This window comes from Acinetobacter sp. V116_7 (genome assembly GCF_056735735.1).
This window is the reverse complement of sequence record NZ_JBWZIF010000028.1, coordinates 1079466-1097078: the sequence shown is the minus strand read 5'-3', so window position 1 is coordinate 1097078 and position 17613 is coordinate 1079466. Positions and strand designations below refer to the sequence as shown.

The following is a 17613-nucleotide window of genomic DNA, read 5'->3' as shown; positions in this document are numbered from 1 at the left end:
ACAATTTTAGGATGAATGAAATGAACAATAAGCAAGGGTATATGCTGGGAATTTTGAGCGGTGTATCTGTATTATTATCAAACACATGGGCAGCACAACCAATGTCGGAAAGTGCGCTTGCCACTCAAACAGGGGCGATAACCGCATCTTTACCCGTGATTATTGCCAAAGCTCAGGATGATGCTAAAAAACCTGCGATAGAACAACAACAAGTACAGCAGGCGTTAGGAGATAACTATTTACAGCAAGTTCGATGGGATGCGCTTAGAACTAGCGTACTTTCTCCGTATCAAGAACAAAAACAGAATCATGTTGTTGATAGTAAAGAAAAGAAGAAGTTAGAAATGATTGCGTTACCTGAAAGAGCAGATCGTTTTACTAAATATGATTTTGAGTCAAAAAATGTTCATGGTGAGGTTATTATTACCGTGAAGTAATAATAACCTCTAGTCTCATTAATACTGATCTAAACCAGGGTGCTGAATTTTCCATGCGCGGTGGATTTTTTGATTACGTTTAAAATCAAGGCCAATTGTTTCAGAAGTGATTTCTTCAACCTGAAAAATAGCTTCAATTTCTTCGTCCATCTCAAAACCACGATAGTTATTCGAGAAGTAGAGCGTACCTTCACTGTGCAAACGGTTCATTGCACGTTTAATTAGTGAGATATGGTCACGTTGTACATCGAATGTCCCATAGAACTTTTTAGAGTTTGAGAATGTCGGTGGGTCAATAAAAATAAGATCGTATTGTTCATGACCTTCTTTTAACCACTCAAAACAGTCACTGGCAAAGAACATGTGTTGTTCATCTGCATGATCTACAGTTAAGCCATTTAGCACGAAGTTTTCTTTTGACCAGTTTAAATAAGTGTTAGATAAATCCACACTTGTCGTACTTGCGGCACCGCCAAGTGCAGCATGTAAGCTTGCAGTAGACGTATAACTATATAAGTTCAAGAAGTGTTTACCACGTGCTTCTTGAGCAATACGTAAACGCATTTGACGGTGGTCAAGGAATAAACCTGTATCTAGGTAATCAGTCAGGTTAACCAAAATTTTAGCTTTACCTTCTTGCACGATAAAACGTTTTGAAGCTGTACTTTGTTTCGTATATTGAGTTGTACCAGTTTGGCGTGCACGTGTCTTAATAAAGATGGCATCGCGGTTTAAACCAGTAACAGCACGAATTGCAGCAAGCGCTAAATTAAAACGTTTTTTAGCTTTTTCTGGATCAATTGTTTTTGGTGGAGCGTATTCCTGAACGTGTAAACGGTCACCATATAAGTCAACAGCGACATTAAAGTCAGGTAAGTCGGCATCATATAAACGTAAGCAATAAATATTTTCTTTAGTTGCCCATTTTTTCAGGGCTGTCATATTTTTTTGCAAACGGTTAGCGAAGTCTTGTGCTTCTTCCATTTCAATAGGTTGGGCTTGCCAAGTCGCTAAAAATGGTTGACTCACTTTTTCTGGTTTGATTACACCGAAACGAATATAAATTGGCAACTTACCATTCATTAAACGTAAAGTTTCAGGTGCTTCAAATGCTAAAACATCAGATTGTTCAATTTGAGCTGCAATAACTGCTGCATATTGATTTGGGAAATGTTTTTGTAAAAGCGCTGATAAACCTAAGTATAGAGAACGGTTTGATGCTTTTTCACCTAAACGTTCACCATAAGGCGGGTTAGTGACAATAAATGCAGTTTTGCCTTCAGCAGCAAAATCTGGCCAGTCCGCTAAAGTACGCTCTTCGATTTGAATCTGACCTAATAAATTTTCAAAGCCTGCCGCAATAATATTTTCACGGGTTGCTTTAATTGCTTCCCAATCTGCATCGTAGGCATAAAATTTAGGTAAAGGTAATTGAAGTGCTTTTTCGTGACGTTCTGCTGCTTCTGCTTTAAGTGAAAGCCAAAGTTCACGGTCATGACCATGCCAGCCATTAAATCCAAAACGGCGAACAAGTCCCGGTGCACGGTCAGTTAAAATCATTAATGCTTCAATGATAAATGTGCCTGAGCCACACATTGGGTCAAGTACAATCTCTGGATTACGCTGTTTAAGCTGAGCTTTTTGTAAAATTGCCGCAGCAAGGTTTTCTTTAATTGGTGCATCTGTCATGTAACGGCGGTAACCACGCTTATGGAGTGAGTCACCTGATAAATCTAGACAGTAGGTATGTTCAGTTTTACCTGCCAAAGCATAGATCGTAATTTCTGGTTGTTTAGTGTCAATGCTAGGACGACGACCTACAGCTTCCATAAAGGAATCAACGACACCATCTTTTACACGTAGTGTCGCAAATTGCGAATTGACCATGATTTCACGTTCGGCATGCAAGCGAATTGCAAAGGTACTTTGTGGTGCAAAAACAAGTGACCAGTCAAAGCTCATTGCACCTTCGTAGAGTTCTTCTGCCACATCACGTGCATCGTGCGTAAAATCAAGTTCATAAGTATGAATAGGAAGTAAAACACGAGAAGCGAGACGCGACCACATACAAATGCGGTAAGCTTGTTCAAGCGTTCCTTCAATGATTAAACGTCCTGCTTTACGTTCTGTCACTTTGGTGCCAAGTTGTTCTATTTCTTCTTGTAAGAGGGGTTCTAAACCATCAGCACAAGTAATCCAATAGTGGTTTAAACGTAAAGAGGTATTCATAAACTCGATTGACCAAAACATATAAATATTAACGATGCAAAGTTTAACTTATTTTGATGTCTAAAGGTTTTTAAATTATTGCAACCTTTCATTTAGCAACCAATAATCTGATTTTTAAAGAGTAATACCTTGTAATTGGTATGTATTTTGCTAGACCAAGATAATTGATGGTTATTTATTTAACAGACAAAGTCGATTTTTAACCATTTTTATAATTTTAATGGATGGGGACGTTATAAATGAAAGACATGATGGGGAATGGTTTTATTACGAATGCGGATGCTTTCTCAGTGGCTACACAAATATATGTACGTATGCGTCGGGTCACGGGGCGGGTAATAGATGCAATGTATGTGATTCAAAATAAAGATTATGCAAAATATGTAATTACAGTGGCGTTAGAAACAGAGGATGATGAATTAAAACGATGTGTTGAGCGATTAAGATCGTTAGTTGACACACTGCCAGAACCTCCTCAAAAAGAAACGCTCGCTGTTGCTAAGGTCGATGAAGAGCCAGAAATAACAGCCGAAGACATTTATCGAGCACAAGTTCCACATCATTATATTGGTGCTTTAAGGTAATCTCGAATAAGACCTTAAATTTTGGTCAATTTAGGGTCTTATTCTGTAAAGTTCTTCTGCGAAAAGAGCGGAATTCAGCTACACTATGCACGTTTTCGCGATTCGACCCATAGGAATCCATTATGCATATTGCAGCGTTGCATCAGCCGAGCCAGGTTCAGCTCAATCAGGACGGAAATTTAAAACATTTTTTAACAATTGAGGGACTTTCAAAAGAAAACCTCACGAAGATTTTAGATACCGCACAAAGCTTTTTAGATGATAATAATAATTTAATTAACCGTCCGCTCTTAGAGGGATTGACGGTTATGAATCTTTTCTTTGAAAATTCCACCCGTACTCGTACTACTTTTGAAGCAGCAGCAAAACGCTTGTCTGCCAATGTATTGAATATTGATATTGCACGTTCAAGTACTTCAAAAGGTGAAACGCTACGAGATACGCTTTGGAACCTTGAAGCAATGGCTGCCGATATTTTTGTTGTCCGCCATTCATCTTCTGGCGCTGCACATTTCATTGCTAAAGATGTATGTCCAAAGGTCGCGATTATTAATGCTGGAGATGGACGTCATGCTCATCCAACGCAAGCGATGCTTGATATGCTTACTATTCGCCGTGAAACAAAGAAACCTTTTGAAGAGTTGAGTGTTGCCATTATTGGAGACATCAAACACTCTCGCGTAGCACGTTCGGATGTAGCAGCATTACAAACCCTCGGATGTAAAGATATTCGTGTGATTGCGCCGAATACATTATTGCCAGTGGGCTTTTCAGAATATGGCGAACACGTTCGTTTGTTCAATAACATGGATGCTGGGATTGCGGATTGTGATGTGATTATTGCTCTACGTATTCAAAATGAGCGTATTGACTCTCCGGCATTATCTTCACAGTCTGAATTCTACAGAATGTATGGATTAAACAAAGAGCGTCTTGGTTTAGCTAAACCGGACTGTATCGTGATGCATCCGGGACCAATGAATCGTGGTGTAGAAATTGACTCAAGTGTTGCGGATGGGGACCAATCAGTTATTTTGAAACAAGTAACCAACGGTATTGCTGTTCGTATGGCTGTGTTGGCACTGTCAATGCAAGGCCAGCTCCAAGAGCAAGGTTTAATTGAAGCGATTACGTTGTAAGGAATGGATCACATGAGTATTGTAAAAATTGAAAATGTACGTGTGTTAGACCCAATCCAAAAAACAGACAACGTACAAACTGTATATATTCAAAATGGCAAGTTGGTTACTCCAGTAGAACAAGTTGAACAAACCATCGATGGTCAAGGCAAATGGTTAATGCCAACCATGGTTGATTTGTGTGCGCGTTTGCGTGAACCGGGTCAACAGCAACACGGTACACTTAAATCTGAAGGGAAGGCAGCACGTGCTAATGGTATTTTGCATGTGATTACTCCGCCAGATTCAAAGCCAATTGTGCAAGACAACGGTGCGCTTATTCATGGCTTGATTGAAAAGGCATGGCTTGATGGCGGCATTCATATGCATATTATTGGTGCTCAAACCCAAGGTCTAAATGGTAAACAACCTGCAAATATGGCCGGTCTTAAAAAGGGTGGTTGTACTGCTGTTTCAAATGCTAACGCTGCTTTTGAAAATGATGATGTGGTTATTCGTACTTTGGAATATGCAGCGGGTCTTGGCTTAACGGTTGTGTTCTATGCCGAAGAACCACAAATTGCTAAAGATGGATGTACACACGAAGGCTTTATTGCTTCTCGCCAAGGTCTGCCAATGATTCCGGCGCTTGCTGAAACTGTAGCGATTGCAAAATATTTGCTTATGATTGAAGCAACTGGCGTAAAAGCTCACTTTGGTTTGTTGTCTTGTGGTGCATCGGTTGAATTAATACGTGCGGCAAAAGCAAAAGGTTTGCCTGTGACTGCTGACGTTGCAATGCACCAGTTACATTTAACTGAACACTTAATCGACGGTTTCAATTCACTTGCACACGTTCGCCCACCATTGCGTTCTGAGCAAGATAAAGAACTTTTACGTCAAGGATTAAAAGAAGGTGTAATTGATGCAATTTGTACGCACCATGAGCCTTTAAGCAGTTCGGCAAAAATGGCGCCATTTGCTGAAACTCAGCCGGGTATTACCGCTTTTGATACTTATGTCTCTTTAGGCGTTCAACTCATTAATGAGGGTTTATTTGAACCTTTAGAATGGGTTGCTAAAGTTACGAGTGTTCCAGCACAGGTTGCGAATATGACCTCGCGTTGGGAAGATGAAGCTGGATGGGTATTGGTTGATCCTGCTTTAAGCTGGACAGTAAGCAAAGATACTATTTTATCGCAAGGAAAAAATACCCCATTGTTGGGTCAAACCTTGACGGGTAAAGTACTTCAAACTTTTGCTAACTGATAAAGTGCTTAGTTAAAGTAAATTTAAAATATGAACAGGTAGATCAATATGATCTACCTGTTTTGTAAATACTAGATGGAAAATTGTATATAAATTATATAAAAAACAACAAAAGATTGAAGGAAGACTAGAATAAAAAACTATCAGCAAAGAGAAGTATTTGAATAATCAAAAATTGCTGGTTACGACGTATAAGATTCGGGAGAATAACCAATGTCGATAAACCCTATAGAATTGCTTAAAGAAAAAGTATCTTCAATATTATTAAATGAACAGGATGGATACCTAGGCGAAAAATCGAATGCTTTATCTAAGTTTTATCCAATTTTACTTTCATTATTAGCTGCTAAACCTGATCTTATCGGACAATTGAAAAATAGTTTGGCTCCTTCCTTGTCAGACCTTTTTTCTCATAATGACCAAATCAAAAATACTGTGCTTACTCATTTAAGTGGTACAGCACCAAATAATGAAATTGAAAGCACGCTCAACAGTGCAATTAAACCCAGCCTTAATGCAATTTCAGATGTTGCTGGAAATGATCAGCAAAGTATTGTGAATTACTTGCGCCAGCATGCAGATACTATTCGTTCATATTTACCAGCATGGGCAGTGGGTCTATTAGCTCCGCTAGGACTTGGTGCAGGTTTATCTTCTGTCACGCCATCAACTGCACCTCCGCTTGCTGCAGCAACTGAAAATACAGGTAAGTCTCGTGGATTCTTACCGATTATTGCACTTATTATTCTGGGTCTTATCATTGCTTGGTTATGGCGTTCTTGTCAGCATAAAGAAGCTGTACCAGCCCCAGAACCGACGGCTGCAAGTGGTGTTGAAGCTGCTGCTGCACCCGCTAGCTTAACTTTAAGTACCGATGATAAAGGTACAGTGAGTGAGTGTCAGGCGGGAATTGGCGATCAAGGCTTCTTGGCAACGCTACAAACCAACGTTAAAAAGGTTTTTTCGACCACTCAAGATTGTAAGGTGGATACAAGCCAAACTTATGCAGCTTCATTTACAGACAAAGATGCGCTTGCAGGTGTGTTAGGTGCATTAAAAGGTGTACCAAATGCATCTTTAGAATGGGTAGGCGACAAAATTACTTTGAAAGCGGGTGATGCGGCAGCATTAGAAGCATTAACTGCAAAAGTAAAAGCATTGGTGCCACATACAGAAGTTGTGGGCACAGCACCAGTAACCGCTGAGCAATCTGTAAGCAATAGTTTAACTGCTTCGCAAACTGCTCTAGGATCAATTGACCCGAACAATGTCGATGTAAATGCTTTGGTGAAAGCACTTAACTTGCAAATTATTAATTTTGCGAGTGGTTCAAGTGACATACCTGCCGATAACAAAGCCATTCTTGACCAAGCTGCAACACTTTTAAATAAAGTGACTAGCGTCAAATTAAATGTGGGTGGTCATACCGACTCAACAGGTAACGCTGCTGCAAATAAAGCTTTGTCTCAACGCCGTGCTCAAGCAGTGGTAGATTATTTAAAATCTAAAGGTGTGGATGCTTCTAAATTAGTTGCAGAAGGCTATGGTTCTGATCAGCCAGTTGCAGAAAACACAACAGAAGAAGGTCGCTTTAAAAACCGTCGTATCGAGTTTTCAGTAGCCCAATAATCGACTGATTTATGAAAAATTAGTTATTTTAATTTGAAAAAAGCTTCTCATTTTGAGAAGCTTTTTTGTTGAGACAAATAATGTTGGATTGATATGAAAATCAGTTTGGTGGGAAGTGGGCGAGTTGCCTTTCATTTGGCAAAGGCTTTATTAGGCGAAGGTCATAACATCGTACAAGTCTATGCGCGTGATTTTGATAAAACCCAAAAATTTGCAGAAAAAATTCAAGCAAAAGCATGCCAAACTCTTCGCGAATTTCAACCGACCGATCTTATCATTTTAGCGGTTTCAGATAGTGCAATTGCAGAGCTTGTAAAACAAGTTCATGAATTCTTTCCTGACACACTTATTGTCCATACTTCGGGTAGTACTGATATTGAAGTCATCAGTCAGGTACATACAAAAGCAGGGGTGTTTTATCCATTACAAACATTTAGCTTAGAAAGAGATGTTGATTGGTCTGCAACGCCATTATTTGTTGAAGCAATAACAGATATTGATCAGGAACTACTTTCAAATTTAGCAAATAGCCTAAGTAGTCGAGTATATCAATACACCTCGAAGCAGCGTTTAACTTTACACTTAGCGGCTGTGTTCGCTTGTAATTTTAGTAATTACTGTTTTGATATGGCAAAACAGGTTGTAGATAAAGAGCAGGTGGACTTTAGCTTGCTCTATCCTTTAATTTTGGAAACAGCTAAAAAAGCGACTGAGAATGATCCAAAACAAATGCAAACTGGGCCTGCGGTAAGGGGAGATCAGAATATCTTGGCAATGCATCAAGACTTATTGGCTCAAGCAAATCAAGATGATTTAAAACAGGTTTATCAACTTTTAAGTGATGGCATCGTGAAACGCCATCACTCGGACTAAAAGTGATTTAAAATTAAGGTTCGCCGTTATTGCCCCATTTTAAAAAACCAGCACGTTGATTTAAGCGTTCAAAATATTGATCGACATTCTTAAGCGTTGGATGGTCAAAAGGAGTGGCCTTCCAGCGCTGTACAGATAGACCAATTGGAATATCGGCTAAGCTAAATTGTGAGCCTGCAACATAGGTCTGAGTTTTTGCGAGTTGTTGATCAAGAATCTGCATATGATGATTCCAGTCATCAATACCTTGTTGCAATAAGTTTGGATCTTGATGATCTGGTGAGTGTCTCAAGAGAGACATAATCGTATAAGTCCAACTGTTATTCAGCTCTATTGCTTGCCAATCAATCCACTGGTCGACAAAGAATCTTTCTTTCGCTTGAGTAGGGTAAAGCTGATGCTCTTTGTCATAAGCATTCGCCAGATAACGGATAATGCTGTTGGATTGCCAAAGGACTAAATCGCCATCTAAAACAACAGGAATTTGACCGTTGGGGTTTAATTGTAAATATTCAGGTGATTGTGCTGAGCGAAAACCTCGTCCCCAGTCTTCTCTTTCATATTCAAGATCTAGTTCTTCACACAACCATAAGACTTTGCGAACATTAATGGAGTTATCGCGCCCTAAAATTTTTAACATGTGTTGTCCTTAGCAATTTTTAGTATGGCAAGTACCAGTTTCTATAAATAGCTAGATTTGGCTCGATTGGCAATCAATAGTTAAAAAATATATCTATTAGGACATATATCCTAAATAAAAATCTAAAAATTTGATTAATAAGAATATATTTGAATTTTTAAGGAGAGTTGTTTGATAATATAGGAGTAATACTTTTAACCAGAATTGAAAAGATAAACTATTCAAAATAAGTGTGGAAATGAGTTGGTCTATATAATTTAATTAATAAAAGGTTATTAATGGAAGAGAAAGTTATTGAATTAAATGAGAAGAATATCCTAATGAGATATTCCTCTCGATTAAGTGAGCAAGCAAAATGGTTGGCAGAACTGATTGTAGATATGAGTCGGAAGGGTGTATCTATTGAAGATGGTGTAAAAATACAGTTTGGTTGGTCTTTTTTGATATTTCGAAATTTTGATGATAATCAGTTAATATTGTGTGAACCAGATTTTTCACGTAATCCATTTAGTGAAGAAAAAAATAGTATTGATTTTACACTTGAAGTTCAGGCACTACAAAATAGTTTTGCAAAGCGTTGCGGGGTAGATCCTATAGCTACGTTATTTCAGGATAAAATTATTTTAGTAAAAGGATGTTTGGATAAAGAAAAACTATTTATGGAGCGTATAGAACCAGATTTAGAGAAAGGTGATTCTGGATGGTTCATTAATACACTTGAAGATGATAGCGAAGACATTGAATATGAAGCAATATATGCTTTTCAACTAGTTTACTTAAGACCTGAAATCATGTCTGTACTGATATTACCACCAGAATTTATAGTTCTAGTAGATAAGAATACTATTGAAAAAGTAATAAATGAAAAAAATGAAGTTGTCTGGAGCTAATAAACTTTTTGATAAAACAATGGAATATTTAGTATGTTATTGAAATATCCAGATAGTACTGTTGATTTTTCAGCAAGTCCAGCACATGCTTTGACCCCTTTTCAGGTATATGATCGGGATGAATGGGAAGAGTATTTATCTCACTATGATCCAAATGATTTTACTCAAATGAAACCCTTATTTAATGAATATTTTTTTAAAGTAAAAAATAAAAAGTATAATATTCATCATAAAGCAGTAGTTATGCTCTCATTAGAGAAAGCTTTGCTAACTGAGAATTATAATTTCTCGGAATTATTAGAGTCTGATGATGAAACATGCTTTTATTTTCCTTGTAATTGGAAAATTGAAAAACCAAGATCTTTTTTTAAAGATATTTATTACTTAATGGTTACAAATTGGGGGGAGGAGGTAATCAATGCTGGTTATAAAATTTTACTTCCCAATGAATTTGTATAATAAAATAAGGATTGTATAATTTAGTAAATACTTTTTAAATTTTAAAAATATTTCTAAGTAATTCTAGGATTAAAATATAAGAAAGGTTCTTATTAAGAAGATTATCTTATCTCAAGAATTATTTGATCATGAGGGTGAGTTCAAACGGCACTTTTGGAAGTATTAGTATTTGAAGAAAGTGCAACATATGAACCAGTATCTATGGTTTTTCACGATTTAATAAAAGACTATTTTCACTTAAAGAGACTTAATTCTGATGTTAACTGAAATTGCTATCTCTGATGCTTATGGCGCAGGTTTTGAATTTTGTAGCGAAGATAAGATTATTTTACAAAACAATTTAGATTCATACAGCAAGCATGAGTTATACGATATTTTCGGCAAGTATACAGATGATACACAGATGTCGATTGCGCTAGTGGAGTTTATATTGTCAGATCAAGAATGGACTAAAGAAAATATAGCTTCAAAATTTATAGAATGCTTTAAAAGAGATGTGAGATTAGGGTATTCAGAAGGTTTCTTCAATTTATTAAGTAAAGTGGAGTCTAGCAAAGATTTACTTGAATTAATAATACCAACAAGTGAAAGAAATGGGGCTGCGATGCGTTCAGTTCCTATTGGCTTTCTAAAAAATAAAGAAGATGTAATTGCTTTAGCAAAGTTACAAGCACAAGTTACACATGATTCACCCATAGGAATTCAATCCAGCTGTGCTGTCGCTTTAGCTGCCCATTTTGGAACTCACCAAAAAGGGTCTATTAAGGATTTAGAGAGTTTTCTCGAGTCAGAGCAATATGGAAACTGGGATTATAATTGGAAAGATAGAGTATCTTTAAATGCATATGATACGGTCAGTGCTGCATTAACATGTTTATTGAAACATAGTTCTTTAAGTGAGCTCCTAAAGTCATGTATTAATTTAGGTGGAGATACTGATAGCGTTGCGGCAATAGCCGTTGGTTTGGCTACATGTTTTAGAGAATACAAAAAAGATTTACCTATTCAACTTTATAATAATTTAAATGAAGATAAATATGGAATATCTTTTTTATTAGATTTAGAGAGTAAGCTTCTGAAAAAATGCAATTTAGATAATTAATTATGGCACTAAGTCATTAAAACTTAATGCCATAATTTTAAGTAAAAATAATACGCTCTTTACTTAATCTTTTTAAAGATAAAGTCATTAATCTTATGACCTGACTCAATACCACGGCGTTCGAACTTAGTGATTGGGCGCCAGTCTGGACGTGGGTAGCTGTTGCCTTTACCTGCCAAGTTTTCAAGGTCTGGACGGTTGTCTAATACATCTAGCATCCATTCAGCATAAGGTTCCCAATCTGTTGCAGCATGGAATGTACCGGCAAGCTCAAGCTTTTGTTCAACCAATGGCATACGCTCATGAGCAACAAAACGACGTTTAAAATGACGTTTCTTTTGCCAAGGGTCTGGGAAGTAAAGTTGAACGCAGTTAATGCTGTTGTCTGGCATTTCACGTAAAACCTGAATTGCATCTGCATCAAGTACACGTAAGTTTTTAACTTCTGCTATACCTGCTTCATATAGGCATTGAGCAATACCAGGTACATGGACTTCAATACCCACATAGTTGCGTTCAGGGTTTGCTTTTGCCATAAGTACTAACGAACGACCCATACCAAAACCGATTTCAACAGTTAATGGGCGCTCTGGGTGTTCGAAGTGTTGACGTAAGTCGCCAACAGGATATTCCAAAATTAAATCGCGATGTTGTTCTAATGCCGTGCGTTGAGACGTATTAAGTGGTGCTGAACGACGCATAAACGTCACAATTTCACGGTGTTCAGGCAAATTGTCTAAGTCTGCAATTTGCGTTTCTAACTGATCGATCGACATAACCTTGGCAATATTGAAATTCAAATGCGGTATTTTAAGTCTTCATGGGATCAAGTCAAATGTTTCGGTGTTTTTCTTCATGTAGATGTCATGATCAATATTTACTCTAAGAGACTAATTAAAACTCATATGAACACTTTTACTCATGAAAACTTTTCAATTAAGAACACTTTCGGTCTTTTTAAGTGCATTAGGTGCATTTTCATATAGCTCAGTTGCTCAAGCGCAGCTCATGTTTAGCCAATATGTGGATGGCAGCAGCAATAAAAAAGGCTTGGAAATTTATAATCCAGATGGCGCTACGGTTAATTTAGCCGATTATGAGATTCAACAATTTAATAATGGTGGTACAGCAAAGACTGTGGCTTTTCGTTTACAAGGCACGCTTGCGAGTAAGCAGAAGTTTTTAGTGGGGCGCTCAGAGTTACAAACTGAGCTTGGAAGTAAAGTTAATCAGGTCGTTGCTTTATCTTTTAATGGAGATGATGCGGTTGTACTTGTCTATAAAGGTACGCCTGTAGATCGTTTTGGCCGCATTGGTGAACGCCCAGCTGCAGGATGGGGGGCGGCAGTTTCAAGCCTCGGAAATAGTTTTAAGCGTATTGAAACAGAAAACCCAGCTTTAAGTGTTGATGCAACCGCAGCATTTGATTTGGATCATTCATGGTCGGCTTGGACAAACCGAAATGACTTTTCAAATTTATCAGGTTCTACAACTCAGCCTCCTGTTGAAACAGTCAGTTGTTCAAGCTCAGATACACCAATTGCTGACTTGGCGGCAGCAACTCAAGACCAGACTTATACTGTGCGTGGTGTGATTACAGCTGATTATCGTTATGCCAATGGTTTCTCTGGTTTTTATGTTCAGACGCCTGATACAAAAGCACGTGCAAATGTTAGCAATGCGATTTTTGTTTATATCCCAAATAGCAGTGCGGTAAAAGGTGGGCAAGTTGGCGATGAGGTTATTTTACGTGGCCGTTTAACGTCTTATCAAAATCAGCTACAAATAGATAAATTACAACAAGATATTCAAACCTGTAACAGCAATATGACAAATCAGGTTCAGCCGATTAGCCTCGAACTTCCGTTTGCTAGTTTAACGGGTGGCTCAGTTAATTCGCCGCAGCGTTATCAAGGTATGTTGGTCAAACTGCCTCAGACTTTAACTGTGAGTGAGAACTATAATTACGGTCGTTATGGTGAGTTGTCGCTGAGTTTAGGCCGTTTATATATTCCAACAAATTTATATCCAGCTTTATCTCCTGAAGCTAAAGCTCTAGCTCAGAAAAACTTATTATCGAAAATTATTTTTGATGATGGTTATAACAATCAAAACCGTACACCTTGGTTACCAAGCAATTTTAGCGCTGCCAATACGCTACGTTCGGGTTATCAACTTAAAAATGCTGAAGGTATTTTAGAATATCGTTTTAATGGTTGGCGTGTACAACCTGTGCTTGGACGTAATCAGCCTGAAGTTATTACTCAAACAAACCAGCGTCAAAGCGTCCTTACTAAAAATGCTAATCACATTCGTGTAGCTTCATTTAACGTTTTGAACTATGACAATGGTGCAACAGGTTTCCCAACAGAGCGTGGTGCGACAACACAAGCTGAGTTTGATAAACAGCATCGTAAAATTGTGAGTGCATTAAAAGCGATTGATGCCGATGTTTACGGTTTAATGGAAATTGCGAACAATGGTTATGGACCGAACAGTGCAATTGCTCATTTAACGAGTGCTTTAGGTAGTGATTGGAAATACGTTATTCCTGAAAATCTAGATCGTTTAGGTGGCGATGCAATCGCAGTTGCTATTATTTATAACAGCAAACGTGTTAAACCTTTGAATAAACCTGTTGTGCTTGATTTAGGTGACAAGAACCGAACAACTTTGGCGCAAAGTTTCCAAGCAGTTCGTGGTAATAAAACATTTACCGTTATTCCAAACCATTTGAAATCGAAAAGCTGTAGTGGGGTCGATGCTAGCTCTACTGACGCAGACCAAAAAGATGGTCAAGGCTGCTGGAACCCAACTCGTGTGAAAGCCGTTGATCAAATTGTGCAATGGCTCGCGAAAAATCCAACTCAAGTGCAAAAGCAAAATGCTTTACTTGTAGGGGATATGAATAGTTACGCAAAAGAAGAGCCTATTTTGTCATTTGAAAAAGCGAACTATAAAGTTTTACTTAATGACACTAAGGTCGGTCAGGGTACTCAGGCGTATAGCTATGTGTATGGTGTTGCGAGTGATACCAACGGCAATGGTGGAGCAGGTAACTTAGATCATGCAATTGCTGATGCAGCTTTATATCCAAAAGTGGTTAGAACCTTTGCATGGCATATCAATGCAGATGAGCCAACGGTTCTAGATTACAACGAAGAATATAAAACGGATGAGCAAAAGGCATTGTTTTATGGTGAAGATGCTTATCGTTCTTCGGACCATGACCCTGTAATTGTCGATCTAGATTTAAATGGAAAAGACTCAAGTCATCCTGACGATGATAAGAAAAATGGGATTTTTGATTTCTTAACTGAATTAGTGAATTGGCTTAGCCAGCTTTTTAAGCGTAATTAACGGAAAAATTGCGTGACGCAAATGTGTTCTATCATGTTTTAAACAATCGTCACGCAAGACAACTTGCAAGGAATGACTTTTTGAAGAATATTAGATGGTGTAAGTATTTTATAAGTTTACGCTTTTTTACAATTAAAGAATTGTGCAAACCTTGCAGGTTTTCTAGAAGCAATTTAAAACGTTAATATGAGATAACAAGGATCAGATATGAAATTATATTATTCGCCAGGCGCATGTTCTTTAGCTGCACATATTATTTTAAATGAAATTAATGTTGATTTTGACTTAGAACGGGTAAATTTAAAAACTCATAAAACGGAAAAAGGCGCAGATTATTACGAGATTAACCCAAAAGGATATGTACCAGCTTTAGAAATTAATCCGGGTTTAATGTTAACTGAAAACGTTGCGATTTTACCGTTTCTTGCTCAGCATGATCCTAAGCAGGATTTAATTCCTCCATCGGGGATGGGCCGTGCGAAAGTATTGGAATGGTTGGGATATTTGAACTCTGAATTACATGATGCATATGCAGTCTTCTTTGGGGCGCCGTTAACGACTGATGAAAAAACTAAAGCTTATGCAGAAATTGATCGTCTTTTAAAATATATCGATAACTATTTGGCTGAGTCTGATTATGATTATTTGGTAAATGATAATTTCGGCCCAGCAGATGCTTATCTATTTGTTTTAACAAACTGGTCAAACTCAATTGAACATGATTTAACGCCATATAAACATATTATTGCTCTACGTAATAAGGTAGCAGAACGTCAATCTGTACAAATTGCAATGCGTGATGAAGGTCTAATTTCTTAATCAATTTTTTAGACTTTAATAAAAAGCCCCTGTATGAACAGGGGCTTTTTTATATTAAAGATGATTAGTGTTGAGCATCTTTTTTCACATCAGCAGCAGTATTTTCAACAGCTTGGGCAGCATCAGCAGTTGCCTTACGAGCAGTCGCTTCAGTTTTTGCAGCAGCTTCAGCGGTTGCATCAGCAGCATGGTCAGTTGCAGCATCGATTTTTGCGGTAGCATTATCAGTTGCAGTAGCAATATCGCTTGCAGCTTTGTCACCAGCCGATTTGATATCTGCAGTTGCTTGTTGAGCAGCATTTTCTAAGTGTTCACCCGTTGTCGCACCTGTTTCTGGAGCTTTATCTTTATTACATCCAACAAGGGCAACGGTCGCAGCAAGACCTAAAGCAACAAGTAATTTATTCATTGTGTTTTTCCTTCTAATTCATGGCATCCAAATATGGATGTATAAAATATAAACATAAACTAACTGATTAATAAAGATCGAAAATTGTTAAAGAGTTGTAACTCTAATATTAAAAAAGCCTAGCATTTTGTAATGCTAGGCTTGCGTTAAATCATACTAGTTTGGCTAAATATTACTGCCCAGAACGGATGATGTAATCAAACGCAGAGAGGGATGCTTTAGCGCCTTCACCTGTGGCAATAATGATTTGTTTGTAAGGCACAGTCGTACAGTCACCCGCAGCAAATACACCTTTGACATTGGTTTCATTGCGGTCATTCACTATGATCTCGCCACGGTTGGTTAACTCAACTTCACTGTCTTTTAAGAAGTCAGTATTTGGCAGTAAACCAATCTGTACAAAGATCCCTGCAAGCTCTACTACATGCTCTTCATCAGTGGCACGGTCTTTATATTTAAGACCTGTCACTTGTGATCCGTCGCCTAACACTTCTGTACTTAAGGCATTCATAATCACAGTTGTGTTTGGCAAGCTATGCAGTTTGTTTTGCAAAACTTGGTCAGCACGTAGTTTTGTATCGAACTCAACCAAAGTTACATGCTCAACAATCCCTGCAAGGTCAATCGCAGCTTCAACACCTGAGTTACCACCACCAATCACGGCAACACGTTTGCCTTTAAATAATGGGCCATCACAGTGCGGGCAGTACGCGACACCACGGGTACGGTATTCTTGCTCACCCGGTACATTCATTTCTCTCCAACGTGCACCTGTTGAAAGGATCACAGTTTTCGATTCAAGTTTCGCACCGTTTTCAAGTTCAACTTCAACCAGACCATTGATCGTTTGGTTTGCACCTGTGATTTTGCTGACACGTTGCAAGTTCATGATATCCACATCATATTCACGAACATGTGCTTCCATCTCGGCAGCAAACTTAGGACCTTGAGTCTTTTGCACAGACGTGAAGTTTTCAATGTCCATGGTATCCATCACCTGACCACCAAAGCGTTCAGCTACGATACCCGTGTTAATGCCCTTACGTGCTGCATAGATTGCTGCTGTTGCACCCGCAGGTCCACCACCAATCACCAATACATCAAAAGCATCTTTGGCATTGAGTGCTGCTGCATCTTTTTCAGCTGAGTTGGTGTCGAATTTCGCCACAATCTCTTCAAGGGTCATACGACCTTGGCCAATGTGTTCATTGTCTTGGAACACCATTGGTACAGCCATGATTTTGCGTTGTTCAACTTCGTCTTGGAAGAAAGAACCATCAATCATGGTTGCTGTGGTGTTTGGGTTATAAATCGCGATCAGGTTAAGCGCCTGTACCACATCCGGACAGTTATGACAGCTTAACGATACAAACACATCAAAGTTGGCTTTGAGGTTTAAACCTTTAATCTGGTTAAGCACTTCATTTGACACTTTAGGTGCATAGCCAGACACCTGTAACAGAGCCAAGATCAAAGATGTAAACTCATGACCCATTGGTAAGCCTGCAAAGAACACACGAGGCTGTTCACCTGCTTTAGCCACACCAAAGCTTGGACGACGTGTATTGTTGCCATCAAAACGGGCAGTTACTTTCTCAGAAAGCTCAGCGATTTCTGTCACTAACTCTTTAATTTGAGCAGCTTTATCTGATTCATCTAAAGCAGCAACTAATTCGATTGGACTTTCTAAACGTTCTAAGTAAGCTTTTAATTGAGTTTTAATGTTTTGATCTAACATCTGTTTTTACTCCAATACATCCAAATTCTTTCAATAGATGCATAGTACGTTAAAACA

At 38.2% G+C, this 17613-nt stretch carries 16 protein-coding genes; 11 read left to right on the top strand and 5 right to left on the bottom strand.

Annotated elements, in window-relative coordinates; genetic code table 11:
- The first annotated feature begins 20 nt into the window (after positions 1-20).
- On the top strand, positions 21-437 hold the full coding sequence (locus tag AC1PJP_RS19180; protein WP_107882491.1) for a hypothetical protein: 417 nt from the start codon (positions 21-23) through the stop codon (positions 435-437).
- An 18-nt stretch (positions 438-455) separates the two neighbouring features.
- Here the strand turns inward: AC1PJP_RS19180 and rlmKL are convergent, their stop codons facing one another.
- The gene (gene rlmKL / locus AC1PJP_RS19175; protein ID WP_479768184.1) at positions 456-2666 is read right to left on the bottom strand and encodes a bifunctional 23S rRNA (guanine(2069)-N(7))-methyltransferase RlmK/23S rRNA (guanine(2445)-N(2))-methyltransferase RlmL; all 2211 of its coding nucleotides are present in this window, start codon (positions 2664-2666) and stop codon (positions 456-458) included.
- Positions 2667-2905: 239 nt separating this feature from the next.
- Between rlmKL and AC1PJP_RS19170 the strand changes: the two genes are divergently transcribed.
- The 5 genes from AC1PJP_RS19170 to AC1PJP_RS19150 all read left to right on the top strand — a co-directional run bounded on the left by AC1PJP_RS19170 (position 2906) and on the right by AC1PJP_RS19150 (position 8139).
- A complete protein-coding gene (locus AC1PJP_RS19170; protein ID WP_151768661.1) occupies positions 2906-3250 on the top strand; it encodes a hypothetical protein in 345 nt (114 codons plus the stop codon).
- A gap of 122 nt (positions 3251-3372) precedes the next feature.
- Positions 3373-4389, top strand: coding sequence for an aspartate carbamoyltransferase catalytic subunit (locus AC1PJP_RS19165; RefSeq protein WP_003652674.1), 1017 nt, complete (start codon positions 3373-3375; stop codon positions 4387-4389).
- A gap of 12 nt (positions 4390-4401) precedes the next feature.
- Complete coding sequence (locus tag AC1PJP_RS19160) at positions 4402-5637, top strand: dihydroorotase (RefSeq protein ID WP_192836389.1); 1236 nt, start codon at positions 4402-4404, stop codon at positions 5635-5637.
- 213 nt (positions 5638-5850) lie between these two features.
- Positions 5851-7266 carry an OmpA family protein gene (locus AC1PJP_RS19155; protein ID WP_479768182.1) on the top strand — a complete coding sequence of 472 codons (1416 nt, stop codon included), beginning with the start codon at positions 5851-5853 and terminating at the stop codon, positions 7264-7266.
- 93 nt (positions 7267-7359) lie between these two features.
- On the top strand, positions 7360-8139 hold the full coding sequence (locus tag AC1PJP_RS19150) for a Rossmann-like and DUF2520 domain-containing protein (protein ID WP_479768180.1): 780 nt from the start codon (positions 7360-7362) through the stop codon (positions 8137-8139).
- Between the two features lie 13 nt (positions 8140-8152).
- Here the strand turns inward: AC1PJP_RS19150 and AC1PJP_RS19145 are convergent, their stop codons facing one another.
- The gene (locus AC1PJP_RS19145) at positions 8153-8779 is read right to left on the bottom strand and encodes a glutathione S-transferase family protein (protein WP_174746535.1); all 627 of its coding nucleotides are present in this window, start codon (positions 8777-8779) and stop codon (positions 8153-8155) included.
- A 278-nt stretch (positions 8780-9057) separates the two neighbouring features.
- Here AC1PJP_RS19145 and AC1PJP_RS19140 point away from each other — a divergent pair, with 278 nt between their 5' ends.
- The 3 genes from AC1PJP_RS19140 (at position 9058) to AC1PJP_RS19130 (ending at position 11230) form a co-directional block, all read left to right on the top strand.
- Positions 9058-9669, top strand: coding sequence for an immunity protein Imm33 domain-containing protein (locus tag AC1PJP_RS19140; RefSeq protein ID WP_437119218.1), 612 nt, complete (start codon positions 9058-9060; stop codon positions 9667-9669).
- A gap of 33 nt (positions 9670-9702) precedes the next feature.
- Entirely contained in the window at positions 9703-10128 is a 426-nt protein-coding gene (locus AC1PJP_RS19135; protein WP_479768178.1) for a hypothetical protein, read from the top strand.
- Positions 10129-10384: 256 nt separating this feature from the next.
- Positions 10385-11230: an ADP-ribosylglycohydrolase family protein gene (locus AC1PJP_RS19130; RefSeq protein ID WP_479768176.1), complete on the top strand. Its 846-nt coding sequence runs from the start codon at positions 10385-10387 to the stop codon at positions 11228-11230.
- Positions 11231-11289: 59 nt separating this feature from the next.
- Here AC1PJP_RS19130 and trmB read toward each other — a convergent pair whose 3' ends face one another.
- Positions 11290-12006 (bottom strand): tRNA (guanosine(46)-N7)-methyltransferase TrmB, encoded by a 717-nt coding sequence (gene trmB / locus AC1PJP_RS19125; RefSeq protein WP_479768174.1) that lies wholly within the window; start codon positions 12004-12006, stop codon positions 11290-11292.
- Positions 12007-12151: 145 nt separating this feature from the next.
- On the opposite strand from trmB, the gene AC1PJP_RS19120 reads away from it, so the two are divergent.
- Both AC1PJP_RS19120 and AC1PJP_RS19115 read left to right on the top strand, forming a co-directional pair.
- Entirely contained in the window at positions 12152-14590 is a 2439-nt protein-coding gene (locus tag AC1PJP_RS19120; RefSeq protein ID WP_479768172.1) for an ExeM/NucH family extracellular endonuclease, read from the top strand.
- A gap of 207 nt (positions 14591-14797) precedes the next feature.
- Positions 14798-15409, top strand: coding sequence for a glutathione binding-like protein (locus AC1PJP_RS19115; RefSeq protein ID WP_003652661.1), 612 nt, complete (start codon positions 14798-14800; stop codon positions 15407-15409).
- 64 nt (positions 15410-15473) lie between these two features.
- Here AC1PJP_RS19115 and AC1PJP_RS19110 read toward each other — a convergent pair whose 3' ends face one another.
- Together AC1PJP_RS19110 and ahpF are read right to left on the bottom strand one after the other, a co-directional pair.
- On the bottom strand, positions 15474-15818 hold the full coding sequence (locus tag AC1PJP_RS19110) for a hypothetical protein (protein WP_005303582.1): 345 nt from the start codon (positions 15816-15818) through the stop codon (positions 15474-15476).
- A gap of 172 nt (positions 15819-15990) precedes the next feature.
- Positions 15991-17556, bottom strand: coding sequence for an alkyl hydroperoxide reductase subunit F (ahpF, locus tag AC1PJP_RS19105; RefSeq protein WP_479768170.1), 1566 nt, complete (start codon positions 17554-17556; stop codon positions 15991-15993).
- Positions 17557-17613 lie beyond the last annotated feature (57 nt).

Coding starts and splice junctions, on each gene's coding strand:
- AC1PJP_RS19180 (WP_107882491.1), top strand. CDS start 21: ATGAACAATAAGCAAGGGTATATGCTGGGAATTTTGAGCGGTGTATCT.
- rlmKL (WP_479768184.1), bottom strand. CDS start 2,666: ATGAATACCTCTTTACGTTTAAACCACTATTGGATTACTTGTGCTGAT.
- AC1PJP_RS19170 (WP_151768661.1), top strand. CDS start 2,906: ATGAAAGACATGATGGGGAATGGTTTTATTACGAATGCGGATGCTTTC.
- AC1PJP_RS19165 (WP_003652674.1), top strand. CDS start 3,373: ATGCATATTGCAGCGTTGCATCAGCCGAGCCAGGTTCAGCTCAATCAG.
- AC1PJP_RS19160 (WP_192836389.1), top strand. CDS start 4,402: ATGAGTATTGTAAAAATTGAAAATGTACGTGTGTTAGACCCAATCCAA.
- AC1PJP_RS19155 (WP_479768182.1), top strand. CDS start 5,851: ATGTCGATAAACCCTATAGAATTGCTTAAAGAAAAAGTATCTTCAATA.
- AC1PJP_RS19150 (WP_479768180.1), top strand. CDS start 7,360: ATGAAAATCAGTTTGGTGGGAAGTGGGCGAGTTGCCTTTCATTTGGCA.
- AC1PJP_RS19145 (WP_174746535.1), bottom strand. CDS start 8,779: ATGTTAAAAATTTTAGGGCGCGATAACTCCATTAATGTTCGCAAAGTC.
- AC1PJP_RS19140 (WP_437119218.1), top strand. CDS start 9,058: ATGGAAGAGAAAGTTATTGAATTAAATGAGAAGAATATCCTAATGAGA.
- AC1PJP_RS19135 (WP_479768178.1), top strand. CDS start 9,703: ATGTTATTGAAATATCCAGATAGTACTGTTGATTTTTCAGCAAGTCCA.
- AC1PJP_RS19130 (WP_479768176.1), top strand. CDS start 10,385: ATGTTAACTGAAATTGCTATCTCTGATGCTTATGGCGCAGGTTTTGAA.
- trmB (WP_479768174.1), bottom strand. CDS start 12,006: ATGTCGATCGATCAGTTAGAAACGCAAATTGCAGACTTAGACAATTTG.
- AC1PJP_RS19120 (WP_479768172.1), top strand. CDS start 12,152: ATGAAAACTTTTCAATTAAGAACACTTTCGGTCTTTTTAAGTGCATTA.
- AC1PJP_RS19115 (WP_003652661.1), top strand. CDS start 14,798: ATGAAATTATATTATTCGCCAGGCGCATGTTCTTTAGCTGCACATATT.
- AC1PJP_RS19110 (WP_005303582.1), bottom strand. CDS start 15,818: ATGAATAAATTACTTGTTGCTTTAGGTCTTGCTGCGACCGTTGCCCTT.
- ahpF (WP_479768170.1), bottom strand. CDS start 17,556: ATGTTAGATCAAAACATTAAAACTCAATTAAAAGCTTACTTAGAACGT.